We start from the raw sequence: 16,097 nt of genomic DNA, 5'->3' as shown, positions 1-16,097 counted from the left end.
TTTTATTTTTTGGCGCCTTACCCCCCTCCCCAGGTTGTGGAGGGTTGCCCGGTGGGGGTTGGCGGGGCCGGCCCCCCCCCCCCCCCGCCCACCCCCCCCCCCCCCCCACGCCGTGCTGCTACGGGGCGATGATCGGACCCTATGCCGAATACCGCTCATGCATCTGCCCCAGCAACGCGTCCTTTTCTTCCCACAGCTGGTTGATCCACTGCTGGAACTCGAGGCGATAGGCCTCGTCCTGGTCGTAGCTCTTGCCAATGAACTGCGCAGGGATCTGCACCTCTTCAAAGTGCGCAACCACCTGACGAACCCTGCCGCACAACAGGTCCCAATAACCGGGCTGCCCGGACGGGTAATGAATGGTCACGTTGACCAGTGATTGCAGTTGTTCACCCATGGCGTCGAGCACGAATGCGATGCCGCCGGCCTTGGGCTTGAGCAGGTAGCGGAATGGCGAACCCTGCTGGGCGTGCTTGGCCTGGGTGAAACGCGTGCCTTCGGCGAAGTTGAAGATGCCCACGGGGTTGTTGCGAAACTTGGCACAGGTGCGGCGGGTGGTTTCCAGGTCCTTGCCTTTCTTTTCCGGATGTTTCGCCAGATAGGCTTTGCTGTATCGCTTCATGAACGGAAAGCCCAGCGCCCACCAGGCAAGGCCGATCACTGGCACCCAGATCAGCTCCTGCTTGAGAAAGAACTTGAGCGGGCGAACGCGCCGGTTGAGCACGTACTGCAGCACCATGATGTCGACCCAGCTCTGGTGGTTGCTGGTGATCAGATACGAATGCTGGTAGTCCAGGCGCTCCAGCCCGCTCAGGTGCCAGCGAGTGCGGCCCAAGAGATTGATCCATGCATTGTTGTTGCCGACCCAGGCTTCATGGATGTGGCTCATCAGCCAGTCGGTGACTTTTTGTGCGGCAGGGAAGGGCAGGCACAGTTTGAAGATCGCGACGATGAACAACGGCGTGCAGCAGACAATCGTGTTGAGCGCCAACAGCAGCGAGGCGATGACGCCGCGCAAGGGGGCGGGCAAGAAATCCATGATGGATCGAACTCCAGAGGCAAGGGCGGCCGCCGGTGAGTTCCCGGCGGCGTTATTGTGAATGACGTCTATTAAGGCAGGGTTGCAGCCTGAATGGCGGTGAGGGCGATGGTGTAGACGATGTCGTCCACCTGGGCACCGCGCGGCAGGTCGTTGACCGGCTTGCGCAGGCCTTGCAGCATCGGGCCCAGGCTTACGCAATCGGCACTGCGCTGCACAGCCTTGTAGGTGGTGTTGCCGGTATTCAGGTCGGGGAACACGAACACGTTGGCGCGACCGGCCACGGGGCTGTCCGGCGCCAGTTGCCGGGCGACGTTCTCGTTGGCGGCGGCATCGTATTGCAACGGGCCGTCGATCAGCAGTCCGCGCTGGGTTTCCTGGGCCAGCAGGGTTGCCTCGCGGACCTTTTCCACTTCTTCGCCGCTGGCTGAGTTGCCGCTCGAATAGCTGATCATCGCCACCCGTGGCGAGAGGCCGAAGGCCACCGCCGAATCGGCGCTCTGCACGGCGATTTCCGCCAGCTCACGAGCCGTCGGGTGCGGGTTCATGATGCAGTCGCCGTAGACCAGCACCTGCTCGGGAAACAGCATGAAAAACACTGACGACACCAGGGTGCAACCCGGCGCCGTCTTGATCAGCTGCAAGGCCGGGCGGATGGTGTTGGCTGTGGAGTGCACCAGCCCCGAGACCAGGCCATCGACCTCGTCGAGTGCCAGCATCATGGTGCCGATCACCACCGGATCTTCCAGTTGCTGCTCGGCCATGGGCGCGTTGAGGTTTTTCGCTCGGCGCAGGTCGACCATCGGCGCCACGTAGCGCTCGCGGATTTCATCCGGGTCGAGAATCTCAAGGCCCGGGGGCAGTTCGATGCCCTGGGCGCGGGCGACAGCGTGCACTTCCTGCGGCTTGGCCAGCAGCACGCAACGGGCGATGCCACGGGCCTGGCAGATGGCCGCAGCTTGCACAGTCAAGGGCTCGGCGCCTTCGGGCAGGACGATGCGCTTGTTGGCGTTCTGTGCACGCTGAATCAACTGGTAACGGAAAACCGCAGGCGACAGGCGCATCTCACGCGGCGTGCCACAGCGCTGGTGCAGCCAGTTGGCGTCCAGATGGCTGGCGACGAAATCGGTGATGATCTCCGCACGCTCGCGGTCATCGATGGGGATTTCCTTGTTCAACTGATTGAGCTGGTTGGCCGTGTCGTATGAGCCGGTGCTCACCGACAGCACCGGCAAGCCGGCCTGCAGCGCGCCGCGACACAACTCCATCAGGCGCGGATCGGGCAGGGTGTCGCTGGTCAGCAGCAGGCCGGCCAGTGGCACACCGTTCATGGTCGCCATGCTCACCGCCAGGATGATGTCGTCGCGATCCCCCGGCGTCACCACCAGTACGCCCGGCTTGAGCAACTGCAGGGTGTTGAGCACGGTGCGGGCGCAGATGATGATTTTCGACATGCGCCGCGTTTCATAATCACCCGCATTGATGACCTGGGCGCCCAGCAGCTCGGCCACGTCTCGGGTGCGCGGAGCGTTCAGGTCGGCCTGGAACGGGATGCAGCCCAGCAGGCGGAAATCACCGCTGCGCAGCAAGGGCGAATGCTCCTTGAGCCGTGCGGAGAAGGCTTCCATGCTCTCGTCGGTGCGCACCTTGTTGAGAATCACGCCGAGCACTTTCGGGTCCTTCGGGCCGCCGAACATCTGGGCCTGTAGCTCGACGCGACCGGAAAGCTCGGTCAGCACTTCATTCTCGGGCGCCGACACCAGGATCACCTCGGCATCCAGTGCCTTGGCCATGTGCAGGTTGACCCGTGCGGCGTAGCTGGCGCTGCGGGTGGGCACCATGCCTTCGACGATCAGCACGTCGCGGCCAACCGAAGCCTCCTGATAGAGGTTGATGATTTCTTCCAGCAACTCGTCGAGCTGGCCTTCACCGAGCATCCGTTCGACATGGCCCAGAGCCAGCGGCTTGGGCGGCCGCAGGCCATGGGTGCGGGCGACCAGTTCGGTCGAACGCTCAGGCCCCATGTCGCCGGGATGCGGCTGGGCAATGGGTTTGAAAAAGCCGACTTTGAGTCCGGCGCGCTCCAGGGTTCTCACCAGCCCCAGGCTGATGGACGTCAAACCCACACCGAAGTCTGTGGGCGCGATAAAAAAAGTCTGCATGCGGGCTTCTCGAAAGTGAGCGTGCAATGGTCATGGCATCACGTTGTGCCGATGAACCGAAAAACCGGACGCTGTTCAGTCGCAGCGTCTCAACGGGGCACAAGGTTATCGTCAACTGCCCCCTGCGCGCACCAGCCGCAGCGAAAGGATTGACCTATTTTTTCCTGGCGCAGGCGGGCATCGAGCACCCACTCCCGCGACTGCCACGGAGGCTGGTGGCGCAGATGCTGGGTATGCCCGCACGAGAGCTCCACGATCCAGTGTCCGTCCTCGTCCTGACGAAAGCCGATAATGGTGGTGTCGCTCATAGGCAATGGGGTGTCGTGCAATCGGGGCCGTCCGTCTGAGTTGCGTTCGCTTTCGCGCGAGTGCTTGGTTAGACTTGTTCGCTCTTATCTCTATTTTGCAAAAGGTCTTGCCCCATGCCGATCGCCGCCAACAAGGCTGTCTCCATTGACTATACCCTGACCAACGACGCTGGTGAGGTCATCGACAGCTCCGCCGGCGGCGCGCCGCTGGTTTACCTGCAAGGTGCAGGCAACATCATTCCGGGTCTGGAAAAGGCACTGGAAGGCAAGGACGTCGGCGACGAGCTGAAGGTCTCCATCGAGCCTGAAGACGCCTACGGCGAATACTCTGCCGAACTGGTCAGCACCCTGAACCGCAGCATGTTCGAAGGCGTCGACGAGCTGGAAGTCGGCATGCAGTTCCACGCTTCCGCTCCGGACGGCCAGATGCAGATCGTCACCATCCGTGACCTGGACGGCGACGACGTGACTGTCGACGGCAACCACCCACTGGCCGGCCAGCGCCTGCACTTCCAGGTGAAGATCGTTGCCATTCGTGACGCAAGCCAGGAAGAAGTCGCCCACGGTCACGTGCATGGCGAAGGTGGCCATCACCACTGATTTGTCCTGCTAAGCTTCATTTAGCTGGCCAGGCGTCCTCGCGGGTCTTGTGAAAACCGTTCTTGTTTTCGCGACCTGACAGGGCGCCTTTTTCGGCCAATGGTCCTTAGGGGAGTTCGTCATGAGTATATTTCACGACCTGAAATTAAAAGCTCTGGATGGCCAGGAACTGCCTCTCGCGCCCCTGAAGGGCAAAGTGGTTCTGGTGGTCAACGTGGCCTCCAAATGTGGCCTCACGCCACAATATGCTGCGCTGGAAAACCTCTACCAGCAGTACAAGGACAAAGGCTTCAGCGTGCTGGGCTTGCCGTGCAACCAGTTCGCCGGGCAGGAGCCAGGTACCCAGGAAGAAATCCAGTCATTCTGCTCGCTCAACTACGGCGTGACCTTCCCGCTGGGCGACAAGCTTGAAGTCAACGGCCCTCACCGCCACAGGCTGTACCAGATGCTGGCCGGCGAAGGCGCCGAGTTTCCGGGGGACATCACCTGGAATTTCGAGAAGTTTCTGGTCGGGCAGGACGGCCGCGTGCTGGCTCGTTTCTCGCCACGTACCACGCCGGATGACCCAGCGGTGATTCAGGCGATTGAAAAAGCGCTGCATTGACGCTTGCGGGCCGGTAGGAGCGCGCTTGCCCCGCGATTGCGCAATGTCAGTCACCGATATGTTGTCATGCAGATCGCCGTCGCGGGCAAGCACGCTCCTACAGTTACTCGCGCACGCTTCTAAACCTTAATCACTCAAATCAATAGTGCTTTGCATCGTGTCATCCTCGGCTCATTCTGTATTATCTCAATAATATTTTCTTAGCCGAGGACGCTTGCATGCCAGTCAAAGCCTTGTTCAAACCGTTCCACATGGGCAGCCTGGAGTTGCCGACGCGCGTGGTGATGGCGCCGATGACTCGTTCGTTCTCCCCGGGCGGCGTTCCCAATGCTGGCGTTATCGAGTACTACCGTCGCCGTGCAGCCGCTGGCGTAGGGCTGATCATCACTGAAGGCACCACAGTCGGGCACAAGGCCTCCAACGGCTACCCCAACGTGCCGCAGTTCTTCGGCGAGGCAGCGCTGGCCGGCTGGAAGAAAGTAGTCGAGGCGGTTCATGCTGAAGGCGGCAAGATCGTCCCGCAACTCTGGCACGTGGGTGCTGTGCGCCGGCTGGGCACCGAGCCCGACGGCACGGTTCCGGCCTATGGCCCGACTGAAAAACTCAAGGACGGCAACGTCGTCGTCCACGGCATGAGCAAGCAGGACATCGCTGAAGTCATCGCCGCCTTCGCCCAGGCTGCCAAGGACGCGCAGGACATCGGCATGGATGGCGTGGAAATCCATGGCGCCCACGGTTACATCGTCGACCAGTTTTTCTGGGAAGGCACCAACCAGCGCACCGATGAGTACGGCGGGGACCTTGCCCAGCGTTCGCGCTTCGCCATCGAGCTGATCAAGGCTGTGCGCGCCGCGGTCGGCCCTGAATTCCCGATTATCTTCCGCTACTCCCAATGGAAGCAGCAGGACTACACGGCACGTCTGGTGCAGACCCCGGAGGCCTTGGGGGCATTCCTCAAGCCGTTGTCTGACGCGGGTGTGGACATTTTCCACTGCTCGACACGGCGTTTCTGGGAGCCTGAGTTCGAAGGTTCCGACCTGAACCTGGCTGGCTGGACCCGCAAACTCACCGGCAAGCCGACCATTACCGTGGGCAGCGTGGGGCTCGACGGCGAGTTCCTGCAGTTCATGGTCAACACTGACAAGGTCGCCCAGCCTGCAAGCCTTGAGAACCTGCTCAAGCGTCTGGGCGACGACGAGTTCGATCTGGTGGCAGTGGGGCGTGCCCTGCTGGTAGACCCGGACTGGGCGGTGAAAGTGCGTGACGGTCGCGAGGAAGACATCCTGCCGTTCAGCCGCGATGCCTTGGGTAAGCTGGAATAACCCGTAGCAGCACGGCTTGCCGGCGGGGGCGTTGTGTCAGACGACACAGCGCCATCAGATGCATCGCCCCGCCGGCAAGCCGTGCTGCTACGGATCGGTTTTCGCCGGGCTCAAACGCCCAGTATCACCCCATCGCGCGTCTCGCTCGCGTGGCGCAAGTAACCCTCGAATGCATCGATAATGCCTGCCCAGCCCTGGCGGCTGGCGTGTTGCCGGGCGTTCAGACGAACCCGGCGCAGGTTTTCTTCGTCTTCGAGCATCCAGCACGCCGCGTCGATAAACCCTTCCTCATCTCCAGGCATTGCCAGCGCGCCGTTGTGGCCATGGCGGATGTGCTGCGCCGCTGCGGCCTCGTCGTAGGCCACCACCCCCAACCCCGAGGCGAGGGCTTCGAGCACCACGTTGCCGAAGGTTTCCGTCAAGCTGGGGAACAGGAACAGATCGCCCGACGCATAATGCGCCGCCAGCGCCTCACCGCGCTGTGTGCCACAGAAGATGGCATCGGGAAGTTGCTGCTCCAGCGGTGCACGCATGGGACCGTCGCCGACGATCACCAATTTGAGCTTCTTGTCGGGATAGGCATCGACCAGCTTCTCGAAGCTGTTCTTGAGCAGTCCCAGGTTCTTCTCCTGCGCCAGGCGCCCGACGTGCACCACCGCCGTGTCACCCGGTTCGAGGCCCCAGGCCTCGCGCAGAAAATTCGAACGCTTGGAAGGGTGAAACAACTGGCAATCCACCCCCCGCGACAGCAACTCCAGGCGCTCGAAACCGCGCCGTTCAAGCTCGGTCTTCTGGCTGACACTGGGCACCAGCGTGGCGTTGGAACGGTTGTGAAACCAGCGCAGGTAACTGGTCAGGATCCGCGTAATGAACCCCAGCCCGTAGGTGCGCGTGTACTGCTGAAAATTGGTGTGAAAGCCGCTGACAATCGCAATGCGCAACCGCCGGGCCGCACGCAACGCTGACAACCCCAGCGGGCCCTCGGTAGCGATGTACAGCACGTCAGGCCGGTTACGCTGCCAGCGTCGCAACAGCTTGTGCATCGACGACTGCCCCCACTGCAACCCCGGATACCCCGGAATCGGCCAGCCGCGACACAACATCAGATCCTCCCCCGTAGCCCGCAACTCGTCGTCACTCTGACGCGGCCGAATCACCTCGACCCGATGTCCGCGCGTGCGCAGACCATCGCACAGCCGGCTCAATGTGTTGGCCACACCGTTGATTTCAGGCGCGTAGGTTTCGGTGATAAGGGTAATGCGCAGGGATTTACTCATGACAGCAAGTTTCAGAGGCCTGCGTTGCGCTTGTGTGGCGGTTGAATGATGGATTTGTTACGGCGGTCGGGTGGCGGGCGAATCTGTTATGGATCCGCCCGCGACCGGCTGATCATGCAGCCGGCTTCAAATCCCGTTTCCTGTCACAAACGGCACGATCCGCGACTTGCCCACTTTTTCCAGCGCAGACGCTTGCGGGATGTAATGGGTCTGAACCGGGTTGAGGCTGACCAGTTCCAGGTGCGAACGCGGCTTCACCTGCCTTGACAGGCTGGCCGGTTCCGGCTGGATTGTTCTGGACGATACATTTTCCACGGCGTCAGCCAGCGCCTGCATGAATTTGGGTGCATTGGGCTCGGGCTTGGGCTTTTGCTTGAGCAGTGTGGATGTGGGCAGGTTGGACGGGTTTACTCTGTTGGATTCCATGGACATGACACCCCCGATAAGGAAAGCGCCCGGAGTGGGCCTGTCCATCGTTGAACAGGTCCTTTGTGGGATGTATGGAAGAGTGTTGTAGGACTGTTCTTGATTTTTCTGATGGTGATTAAAAGCACGTTTTCGCCGCTAGGATGCTCGACACTCAACTCACCGAGGGAACGATGTGTCTGACGTCTTTTATACGCCGCCTGCTGCAAGCCTGACGGATCCACCCAAGAAGGGTGCGCCGTTTTTTATCGTGTCGCCCGACAAGCTGACCATCATGTTGATTGTCACTTCGGGCCTGTACGGCATCTATTGGTGCTTCAAGAACTGGTCGGCTTACAAGGCGCATTCCGGAAGGTCGATATGGCCAGTTGCGCGTACGCTATTCGGGCTTTTCTATCTGCCTTCGCTTTTCTACAAGGTCGACGGGCTGCTCAAGGCTCAAGGCAAGGGCGCAATGCCCTACTGGGCTGCTTCTGGTGCGGGGATGATTTTGCTCGCGTCCGTGCCTCACACCATCGGATTCATGAAGGGATTGGTTCAGGCGCTGCGCGGGGAGCCTTTCACGGGTTTTGGCGTCATTACCCTTGTCACGATGTCCGTTGTACCGCTGCTGCTGCAGTGCCTGATCCTGCGCAGGGTACAGACCTTCATGAACCAGCTGGATGACCACCCAGACGGTCTTCGCAACAGCGGGTTTACGGTCTCGAACAAACTGTGGATGTTCATCGGAGTCATCTATTGGGGTGTCGGGCTTTCCATCGCAATCGACATGAACTCAGCCCTTCAATAGATCAAGACGAGGGCCCCATCAGAGGCCCTCATTCCGTCAGCTCGGCTGCGATACCAGAGTTTCAGCCCCACGCTCCCTCACCCAGAACAACGTCGCTCCGGCCACCGCCGCCGGCATCATCAGGATGTTGACCACCGGGATCAGCAGCACCAGATAGACGATGCCGCCGAAGCTCATGCTCTGCCAGCGTTTGGCGCGCAGCCAGGCGAGCATGTCTTGCCAGCTCATCTTGTGGTTGTCGGCGGGGTAGTCGATGTACTGGATGGCCATCATCCAGACGCCGAACAGCAGCCACAGTGGCGCGGCGATGATGTTCACTACCGGAATCCACGAGAGGATGAACAGGCCGATGGCGCGGGGCAGGAAGTAGCCCAGTTTGCGCATCTCCCGGCCGAAGGTGCGCGGGACCATCGCCACCAGTTCACCCCAGCTGAAGGCCGGGAAGTCGTCGGTGCCACGCACGACCACCTCGACCTTTTCCGCGAGAAACCCGTTGAACGGCGCGGCAATGACGTTGGCGATCATGGTGAAGGTGAAGAACACCATGAGCACCACCAGCACCACGAAAATGGGCCATAGGATGTAGTTCAGGAAGCTCAGCCAGCTGGGCAGCGTGGGCATGAACGAATCGACCCACAGGCTGAACTCGTGGCCGGCGAAGTAGATGAGCGCGCTGAACAGCACCAGGTTGATGGTCAGCGGCAGCAGCACGAACAGGCGCAGGCTCGGGCTTAGAACCAGTTTCAAGCCTTCACGCAGGTATTGCGGGCCGGAAAGGGCGGGTGCGGGCATAGGGCCTCCGAGTGTTGAAGTCGCGCCGACCTTACCGGCTTTGCGTCGGGCGCGGAAGCTGGATCAGCGCGGCGACATTCGCCGAAACAATCTGCTGGGGATAAAGTCTATCCACAAGGCTTGCGACACGCTTTGTCGGAATAGGTGCTGTCTATGAACTGGATTGTGAATCGATATTTCCTTAATCTTCCCCGCCCCGATAAGCTTGCGGGCAACTTTTAGACCTATTCCCATTCACTTTGAACCTCGAAGGAGTCGTAATGAGCGTTCTGGTAAACAAACAAGCCCCTGATTTCACGGCAGCGGCAGTCCTGGGTGACGGTTCGATCGTCGACAGCTTCCAGCTGTCTTCCCTGCGTGGCAAATACGTCGTGCTGTTCTTCTGGCCTCTGGACTTCACGTTCGTATGCCCGTCGGAAATCATCGCGCACGACAACCGCATCGCTAAATTCCGCGACCTGGGCGTAGAAGTGGTCGGCGTTTCCGTCGACTCGCACTTCACCCACGCCGCATGGCGCAACACCCCGGTTGAAAAGGGCGGCATTGGCCCGGTCCAGTTCACCATGGTTGCCGACATCAAGCACGAGATCACTCGCGCTTACGGTATCGAACACGAAGACGGCGTTGCGCTGCGCGGTTCGTTCCTGATCGACCAGAATGGCGTGGTTCAGCACCAGGTCGTGAACAACCTGCCGCTGGGTCGCGACGTAGACGACATGGTGCGTCTGGTCGAAGCCCTGCAGTTCACCGAACAGCACGGCGAAGTCTGCCCTGCTGGCTGGCGTCCGGGCCAGAAAGGCATGAAGGCTGACGCTTCGGGCGTTGCCGACTACCTGGCTGAAAACGCCAAGAGCCTGTAATACCCTTGCTGCGGTGTGAGCCGCAGCATCCAGATTTTTCAGGATGGGGCACGAGCCAATGCGAGCCGTGCTCCGTCCCTAATAGATGCACCGGTTCGCCGGTTCGAAAACTGTAACTCCGACCACAGGTAAACGTTGGCCGGTCAATAGGAGTGTGTCATGTCCGATGTACGTCATTCCCGAGTGATTATTCTCGGCTCCGGCCCTGCCGGTTACAGCGCTGCGGTCTATGCGGCACGCGCCAACCTCAAACCGCTGCTGATCACTGGCATGCAGGCAGGCGGTCAGCTGACCACCACCACCGAAGTCGACAACTGGCCGGGCGACCCCCATGGCCTGACTGGCCCGGTGCTGATGGAGCGCATGCGCGAGCACGCCGAGCGTTTCGAGACCGAGATCATTTTCGACCACATCAACGCAGTCGATCTGGCCGGCAAACCGTTCAGCCTCAAGGGCGACAGCGGTACCTACACCTGTGACGCGCTGATCATCGCCACCGGCGCCAGTGCTCGTTACCTGGGCCTGCCGTCCGAAGAAGCGTTCATGGGCAAGGGTGTTTCGGCCTGTGCGACCTGCGACGGTTTCTTCTACCGCAACAAGCCAGTGGCTGTGGTCGGTGGCGGTAACACCGCTGTGGAAGAGGCGCTGTACCTGGCCAACATCGCCAGCAAAGTGACCCTGGTTCACCGCCGCGACACGTTCCGCGCCGAGAAGATCCTGATCGACAAGCTGCACGCACGTGTGGCTGAAGGCAAGATCGAGCTCAAGCTGAACTCGAACCTGGACGAAGTGCTGGGCGACAACATGGGTGTCACCGGTGCACGCCTGAAGAACAACGATGGCAGCTTCTCGGAGCTGAAAGTCGACGGCGTGTTCATCGCCATCGGCCACACGCCGAACACCTCGCTGTTCGAAGGCCAGCTCGCGCTCAAGGACGGCTACATGGTCGTCAACGGTGGCCGTGAAGGCAACGCGACTGCCACCAGTGTTGAGGGTGTGTTTGCCGCAGGCGACGTGGCTGACCACGTGTATCGCCAGGCGATCACCTCCGCCGGTGCAGGTTGCATGGCGGCACTGGATGTCGAGCGTTACCTGGACGGTCTGGCGAACGCCTCGTTCTGATTGACTGCTGCAAACAAAAAAACCGGCTCATTGAGCCGGTTTTTTTTGTGTTCGCAGTGTAGGAGCGGGCTTGGTCTGGGCCGCATTCGGACGATGGCGTCCTCGAGATCGCTCCCGCCGGCAAGCCGTGCTGCTACGGGGTGGTGTTGATCCTGTAGGAGTGAGCTTGGTCTGGGCCGCATTCGGACGATGGCGTCCTCGAGATCGCTCCCGCCGGCAAGCCGTGCTGCTACGGGGCGGTGTTTGTGCTGTAGGAGCGCGCTTGCCCGCGATGGCTGTGTGTCAATCGCATCAATGTTTCTGACCCACCGCAATCGCGGGCAAGCGCGCTCCTACAACGGGTGTTACGCCTTGCGTTTGAGTGGTTCGCCCGAGAACTTCACGCCGGCCAGGCCGTGGGCGATCAGTGCGCGGATGTTGCCGTGGTCGCTGCCTTCGGGCGTTGCGACGACGGAGCGGTAATGCTCGCCAAACGCTAGCAGCGCCTCTTTGTCACTCAAGCCTTCCAGCACGGCCAGGCCCAGGGTCTTGCACGAACCTTCGTTCTGGCCTGCGGCGTTTTTCACCGGGCCGTTGCTGAACGCTTGTGGCTGGTAGTCGTAATGCTCGGCCACGAAGGCCAGGGTCTCGGCGAAAACGTGCTCGCCGGATGCGAGGCTCGCGCGCAGGGTGTTCAGGTCAGTCATGCTTTTTTTCCTTGGCAAACGCCGCTTGCTGCTCGGCGCTGGCTTCTTTCTGATAAAGGGATTTCCACTCGCTGTACGGCATGCCGTAAACCACTTCGCGGGCGTCATCCAGGCTGATGTCGATCTGCTTCTCGTCGGCGGCGGCCTTGTACCATTTGGACAGGCAGTTGCGGCAGAAACCGGAAAGGTTCATCAGGTCGATGTTCTGCACGTCCTTGCGGCTGTCCAGGTGCGCGACCAGGCGGCGGAAGGCGGCGGCTTCGAGTTCGAGGCGTTGTTGCTCGGTCATGGCGGGCTCACGTGTAAAGTATTGATGCGAATTTTAACGGCGCCTAGCGCTCGGCGGCCAGGGTGATCGACACCGACTCGGCAAAGCGCAGGGCGTGGGGCTTGTCGACTTCCACCTCGGCATAGCGGACCGGCTCATGGCTCATCACCAGGTCCAGCACCTCTTGGGTCAGGCGTTCGAGCAGCGCAAAGCGGTTGCTCTCGACGTGCTGAATGATCGCCTTGGTGATGGTGCGGTAGTTGAGCGCGTGGTCGATGTCGTTGTCGCGCACCGCTTCCTGGGCCGCGTACAGGATCGTCAGGTTGATCAGCACGTCCTGCTTGTTGAGGATTTCGTCTTCATTGATGCCGATATAGGTGCGCAGGCACAGGTCCTTGACGCGGATGCGTGCGGTGCCGGGTTCGAGTCTGGCCATGGCTTACTTGCTCCGTCCGATCAGTTGCAGGAATTCCATCCGTGTCGTGTTCGATTCGCGAAATGCACCCAGCATCACCGAGGTGTTCATGGTCGAGTTCTGCTTTTCGACGCCGCGCATCATCATGCACATGTGCTGGGCTTCGATGACCACCGCCACGCCCGCGGCGTTGGTCACGCTCTGTACCGCGTCGGCGATCTGCCGGGTCAGGTTTTCCTGGATCTGCAGGCGGCGGGCGTACATGTCCACGATCCGCGCGATCTTCGACAGGCCAAGTACCTTGCCGGTGGGAATGTAGGCGACATGCGCCTTGCCAATGAACGGCAACAGGTGGTGCTCGCACAGCGAATACAATTCGATGTCCTTGACGATCACCATCTCGTCGTTGTCGGAGGCGAACAGCGCACCGTTGACGATTTCTTCCAGGGTCTGCTCGTAGCCGTGACACAGGTACTGCATGGCCTTGGCCGCGCGCTTGGGGGTATCCAGCAGGCCTTCGCGTTGTGGGTCTTCGCCCAGTCCGACCAGGATTTCACGATAGTGCTCAGGCAGTGACAGTGTCATCAAAGGGTTCCTCGGGGCGGCTTACTTGACGTGCCGTCCACCGTTTACGGTCATTGTGGTGCCGGTGACGTACGTGCTGTCCAGCAGATAGCGCAGGCTCTGGTAGATCACCTCTGCACCGGGTTCGATGCCCAGTGCCGACTTGGCCAGGGTTTGCGCGCGGTAATGCGCGTCGTCGTCGGGTTGGAATATCAGCATGGCCGGAGCGATGCCGTTGACCTTGATATGTGGAGCGAACTTCGCCGCGAACGACAGCGTCAGGTTCTCCATGCCGGCCTTGGTGGCGCAGTAGGCCAAGTGCTTGCTGCTGCCTTTGCGCGTCACGTCGTCACTGATGTGAATGATGTCCGCAGGTGTCGAGCGTTGCAGCAGCTCGGCGCAATGCAGGTTGATCAGGTACGGCGCGAGCATGTGCACATTGAACATGCTCAGGAATGCATCACCCTGATCGCCCGGGGTTTCGGCCAGCCATTCGGAAGCGTTGTGCACAATGGCGCGCAGGCGGTCGGTCGTGTCCTTGAGGCGGGCGATGAAGGCCATCACCGACTCCCGGGACGAAAAATCAGCCTGGATCGCAATCGCCCCCAGATCCCTGAGCCGCTGCACGCCGGGGCGCTCGGTGCGATAGCTGAAGATCACCGGTTGACCGTCTGCAAGCAACCGCTCTGCACAATGCAGCCCGACGCGCTGGCCGGCGCCAGTAATCAGGACAGGGGCGGGAGAGGAGGTCATGGTAGCTCGCGCAGTGATCGGGGAGGGCAGGTAAGCGACAGGCACCGATTGCTTTCATTGCGCCATCAAAGAGCGACCGTCTGGAGGCAAAGTTAACGCAATGGTCACAGCTGTACAACCTGCTCACACCTGCCGTTGTAGCAGCACGGCTTGCCGGTGGGGGCGACCGTGAGTACGCCACGCCGGCAAGCCGTGCTGCTACGGGTGGCTAACGTGTGGAAACTGGCGCAACCGGCGTGCGCGGCTCGCTGTTGAGCCAACCGGACAGCAGCCAGGTGGACAGCGGAATGAACCAGAACACCATCAGTGGGGTGAGGATCAGTGTACTGATCATGATTCGCGGCACCAGATCGAACTGCGCCAGCAGCGGGCCAAGCACGAAGTTGAAGATCAGTGACACCGGAAAGAACGCCAGCCAGATCGCCACTGCCTGTTTCCAGCGAGGAGGGCGCTGACCGACGGCGCCGAACCAGCCGTCCATGCCACGTACGCGATGGGTGGAGTTCTTGGCGAACAGCCCGCTGCCACGCACCAACCAGGAGCGTCTGGAGGCCGAATGCTCCCAAGCGTGCATGGTGGCTTCATCGGCGAAGCGGAAAATGATCTGGAATTCGTCGTCTCCCGGAGGCGGTGCGAGCACGCCTGAGCCCAGGTAGCCGGGAAAGTCGGTGGCCAGTTGTTCGCCTTCGCGCAGCCAGTTCATCATCTCCTGGTACTGGCCATGGGCGACGCGACGGGCAACCATCAGCGTGACGGGTGAGGTAGACATTGTGTATCTCCAATAAGACGAGTGAGATTCCCGGGTGGGGGAAGTCACAGGCGCGGCGCCGGGGTGGTGGCGTCGCGTCAGCTTCATCTGGAAGCAAGCAAGGATTATTCCTGATTTCATGTTTCATTTCAGAACTTCCGCAGAGGCGGACACAATCCCCGGTCGGGCGGGATGTACAATTGACGCTTCTTTATTGACGTCGCGACAGGCACCCACATGGCTCACTCGCTCGATACCCCGTCGACTCCTGAGGGGCCTTCAGCCGATCAACTGCTTCCGATTCGCGAAGTGTCGCGTATCACGGGGGTCAACCCGATCACCCTGCGCGCCTGGGAGCGCCGCTACGGCCTGATTGCACCGACGCGCACCGAGGGCGGTCACCGGCTGTACTCCGAGGAGGACGTCGACACGATCCGGCGCATCACCGGCTGGATCGAACGGGGCGTGGCAGTGAGCAAGGTTGGCAGGATTCTGGCCGCTACCCGCACCCAGGACGCCCGCGCGCGGGGTCCGCGCAGTGTCATCGACACTGGCGGCCAGCGCGTCTGGCAGGACCGGCTGCGTCAGGCCGCGTCGTCGTTCGATGAGCCCTTTCTGGATCAACTGCTCAATGGCGTGTTCGCCGTTTACCCCGTGCCGGTCGCCTACGAGAACGTGTTGATGCCGGTGTGGCGTGACTTCGCCGCGCGCAAGGAGTCATACGGCCAGATCAGCGAATGGCTGTTTTTCGACGGCTTCCTGCGCCTGCGTACGCTGCGGCTTCTGCAACGGGATGGTGGCGCAGGCGGGCGACACGTGCTGCTGGCATCGATTCCGGGCATGTGCCGCGAGCTTGAACTGTCGGTCGCGGCCTTGCTGATGACGACGCCACACACGCGGATCACCGTCCTGTCTCCCGAGCAGCCGCTGGAGGAACTGAGCCTGGTCTGCAGCCGGATTCGCCCCGATGCGCTGGTGCTGTTTTCCAACCACAAACCCCACGGCTATCAACCCAGACGCCTGCTCAAGCTCGGCCTGGGGTTGAGTTGCCCGATGGTGATGGCAGGGGAAATGGCCGACATGGTTCAGGACGACATCAAAGGCACGCCGATCGGTTGCCTGGGCAGCGACGGTGCCGTGATGCGTGAGCGTTTGCAGCGGTTTCTGCAGGGCAGACTCGATACGTAGCAGCACGGCTTGCCGGCGGGGGCGTCCGTACAATCGCCCCCGCCGGCAAGCCGTGCTGCTACGGTGTGGTATTAATCTGTAGGAGCGGGGGGGGGCGGGCGGGGGGGGGGGGGGGGGGGCCCCCCCCCCCCCCGGCGCCCAACCGGGGGGAGGACGTTTTTTGTTTGGGGGGT

General features: G+C 61.3%; 18 protein-coding genes and 1 pseudogene. 7 read left to right on the top strand and 12 right to left on the bottom strand.

Translation table 11 applies throughout. The features are described from left to right. Window positions 1-139: 139 nt before the first annotated feature. The 3 genes and pseudogenes from ACIPO9_RS25375 to ACIPO9_RS25365 all read right to left on the bottom strand — a co-directional run bounded on the left by ACIPO9_RS25375 (window position 140) and on the right by ACIPO9_RS25365 (window position 3,625). Entirely contained in the window at window positions 140-1,039 is a 900-nt protein-coding gene (locus ACIPO9_RS25375) for an acyltransferase (protein WP_400784143.1), read from the bottom strand. A 71-nt stretch (window positions 1,040-1,110) separates the two neighbouring features. Beyond that, entirely contained in the window at window positions 1,111-3,201 is a 2,091-nt protein-coding gene (gene pta / locus ACIPO9_RS25370) for a phosphate acetyltransferase (RefSeq protein ID WP_400604998.1), read from the bottom strand. 89 nt (window positions 3,202-3,290) lie between these two features. Continuing rightward, window positions 3,291-3,625, bottom strand: a pseudogene (locus ACIPO9_RS25365) (DUF3565 domain-containing protein). Between ACIPO9_RS25365 and ACIPO9_RS25360 the strand changes: the two are divergent. The 3 genes from ACIPO9_RS25360 to ACIPO9_RS25350 all read left to right on the top strand — a co-directional run bounded on the left by ACIPO9_RS25360 (window position 3,624) and on the right by ACIPO9_RS25350 (window position 6,035). Further along, a complete protein-coding gene (locus ACIPO9_RS25360; protein ID WP_274132658.1) occupies window positions 3,624-4,109 on the top strand; it encodes a peptidylprolyl isomerase in 486 nt (161 codons plus the stop codon). The pseudogene ACIPO9_RS25365 and the gene ACIPO9_RS25360 sit on opposite strands and share 2 nt — an antisense overlap. A gap of 121 nt (window positions 4,110-4,230) precedes the next feature. Beyond that, window positions 4,231-4,713: a glutathione peroxidase gene (locus ACIPO9_RS25355; RefSeq protein ID WP_274132657.1), complete on the top strand. Its 483-nt coding sequence runs from the start codon at window positions 4,231-4,233 to the stop codon at window positions 4,711-4,713. Window positions 4,714-4,931: 218 nt separating this feature from the next. Continuing rightward, on the top strand, window positions 4,932-6,035 hold the full coding sequence (locus ACIPO9_RS25350; RefSeq protein ID WP_400784142.1) for an NADH:flavin oxidoreductase: 1,104 nt from the start codon (window positions 4,932-4,934) through the stop codon (window positions 6,033-6,035). Between the two features lie 110 nt (window positions 6,036-6,145). Here the strand turns inward: ACIPO9_RS25350 and ACIPO9_RS25345 are convergent, their stop codons facing one another. Beyond that, window positions 6,146-7,312, bottom strand: a complete 1,167-nt coding sequence (locus ACIPO9_RS25345; protein WP_400784141.1) for a glycosyltransferase family 4 protein — start codon at window positions 7,310-7,312, stop codon at window positions 6,146-6,148. 126 nt (window positions 7,313-7,438) lie between these two features. Next, window positions 7,439-7,738, bottom strand: a complete 300-nt coding sequence (locus tag ACIPO9_RS25340) for a hypothetical protein (protein WP_400784140.1) — start codon at window positions 7,736-7,738, stop codon at window positions 7,439-7,441. Between the two features lie 175 nt (window positions 7,739-7,913). Here ACIPO9_RS25340 and ACIPO9_RS25335 point away from each other — a divergent pair, with 175 nt between their 5' ends. Next, a complete protein-coding gene (locus ACIPO9_RS25335) occupies window positions 7,914-8,528 on the top strand; it encodes a hypothetical protein (protein WP_400784138.1) in 615 nt (204 codons plus the stop codon). A 36-nt stretch (window positions 8,529-8,564) separates the two neighbouring features. On the opposite strand, the gene cysZ is transcribed toward ACIPO9_RS25335, so the two are convergent. Continuing rightward, window positions 8,565-9,320, bottom strand: coding sequence for a sulfate transporter CysZ (gene cysZ, locus ACIPO9_RS25330; RefSeq protein ID WP_400784137.1), 756 nt, complete (start codon window positions 9,318-9,320; stop codon window positions 8,565-8,567). 260 nt (window positions 9,321-9,580) lie between these two features. On the opposite strand from cysZ, the gene ACIPO9_RS25325 reads away from it, so the two are divergent. Together ACIPO9_RS25325 and trxB are read left to right on the top strand one after the other, a co-directional pair. Continuing rightward, complete coding sequence (locus ACIPO9_RS25325) at window positions 9,581-10,180, top strand: peroxiredoxin (RefSeq protein ID WP_274132651.1); 600 nt, start codon at window positions 9,581-9,583, stop codon at window positions 10,178-10,180. Window positions 10,181-10,339: 159 nt separating this feature from the next. Then, window positions 10,340-11,302: a thioredoxin-disulfide reductase gene (gene trxB, locus ACIPO9_RS25320; protein ID WP_274132650.1), complete on the top strand. Its 963-nt coding sequence runs from the start codon at window positions 10,340-10,342 to the stop codon at window positions 11,300-11,302. 344 nt (window positions 11,303-11,646) lie between these two features. Here the strand turns inward: trxB and ACIPO9_RS25315 are convergent, their stop codons facing one another. The 6 genes from ACIPO9_RS25315 to ACIPO9_RS25290 all read right to left on the bottom strand — a co-directional run bounded on the left by ACIPO9_RS25315 (window position 11,647) and on the right by ACIPO9_RS25290 (window position 14,757). Beyond that, window positions 11,647-11,988, bottom strand: a complete 342-nt coding sequence (locus ACIPO9_RS25315; RefSeq protein ID WP_400784135.1) for a HopJ type III effector protein — start codon at window positions 11,986-11,988, stop codon at window positions 11,647-11,649. Further along, window positions 11,981-12,277 carry a DUF1244 domain-containing protein gene (locus ACIPO9_RS25310; RefSeq protein ID WP_274132648.1) on the bottom strand — a complete coding sequence of 99 codons (297 nt, stop codon included), beginning with the start codon at window positions 12,275-12,277 and terminating at the stop codon, window positions 11,981-11,983. Before ACIPO9_RS25310 ends, ACIPO9_RS25315 begins: the two co-directional genes overlap by 8 nt. Window positions 12,278-12,320: 43 nt before the next feature. Next, the gene (gene folX / locus ACIPO9_RS25305; RefSeq protein ID WP_274132647.1) at window positions 12,321-12,692 is read right to left on the bottom strand and encodes a dihydroneopterin triphosphate 2'-epimerase; all 372 of its coding nucleotides are present in this window, start codon (window positions 12,690-12,692) and stop codon (window positions 12,321-12,323) included. A gap of 3 nt (window positions 12,693-12,695) precedes the next feature. Continuing rightward, window positions 12,696-13,256, bottom strand: coding sequence for a GTP cyclohydrolase I FolE (gene folE, locus ACIPO9_RS25300; RefSeq protein WP_274132646.1), 561 nt, complete (start codon window positions 13,254-13,256; stop codon window positions 12,696-12,698). Between the two features lie 21 nt (window positions 13,257-13,277). Next, window positions 13,278-13,988 (bottom strand): dihydromonapterin reductase, encoded by a 711-nt coding sequence (folM, locus tag ACIPO9_RS25295; protein WP_400784134.1) that lies wholly within the window; start codon window positions 13,986-13,988, stop codon window positions 13,278-13,280. Window positions 13,989-14,196: 208 nt separating this feature from the next. Continuing rightward, window positions 14,197-14,757 (bottom strand): antibiotic biosynthesis monooxygenase, encoded by a 561-nt coding sequence (locus ACIPO9_RS25290; protein WP_400784132.1) that lies wholly within the window; start codon window positions 14,755-14,757, stop codon window positions 14,197-14,199. A 216-nt stretch (window positions 14,758-14,973) separates the two neighbouring features. Here ACIPO9_RS25290 and ACIPO9_RS25285 point away from each other — a divergent pair, with 216 nt between their 5' ends. Continuing rightward, window positions 14,974-15,924, top strand: coding sequence for a MerR family transcriptional regulator (locus tag ACIPO9_RS25285; protein WP_400784131.1), 951 nt, complete (start codon window positions 14,974-14,976; stop codon window positions 15,922-15,924). The last annotated feature ends 173 nt before the right edge of the window (window positions 15,925-16,097 follow it).

This window comes from Pseudomonas sp. NPDC090203 (genome assembly GCF_044746765.1).
GTDB lineage: Bacteria > Pseudomonadota > Gammaproteobacteria > Pseudomonadales > Pseudomonadaceae > Aquipseudomonas > Aquipseudomonas putida_AD.
This window is presented reverse-complemented; position numbering and strand designations above follow the sequence as displayed.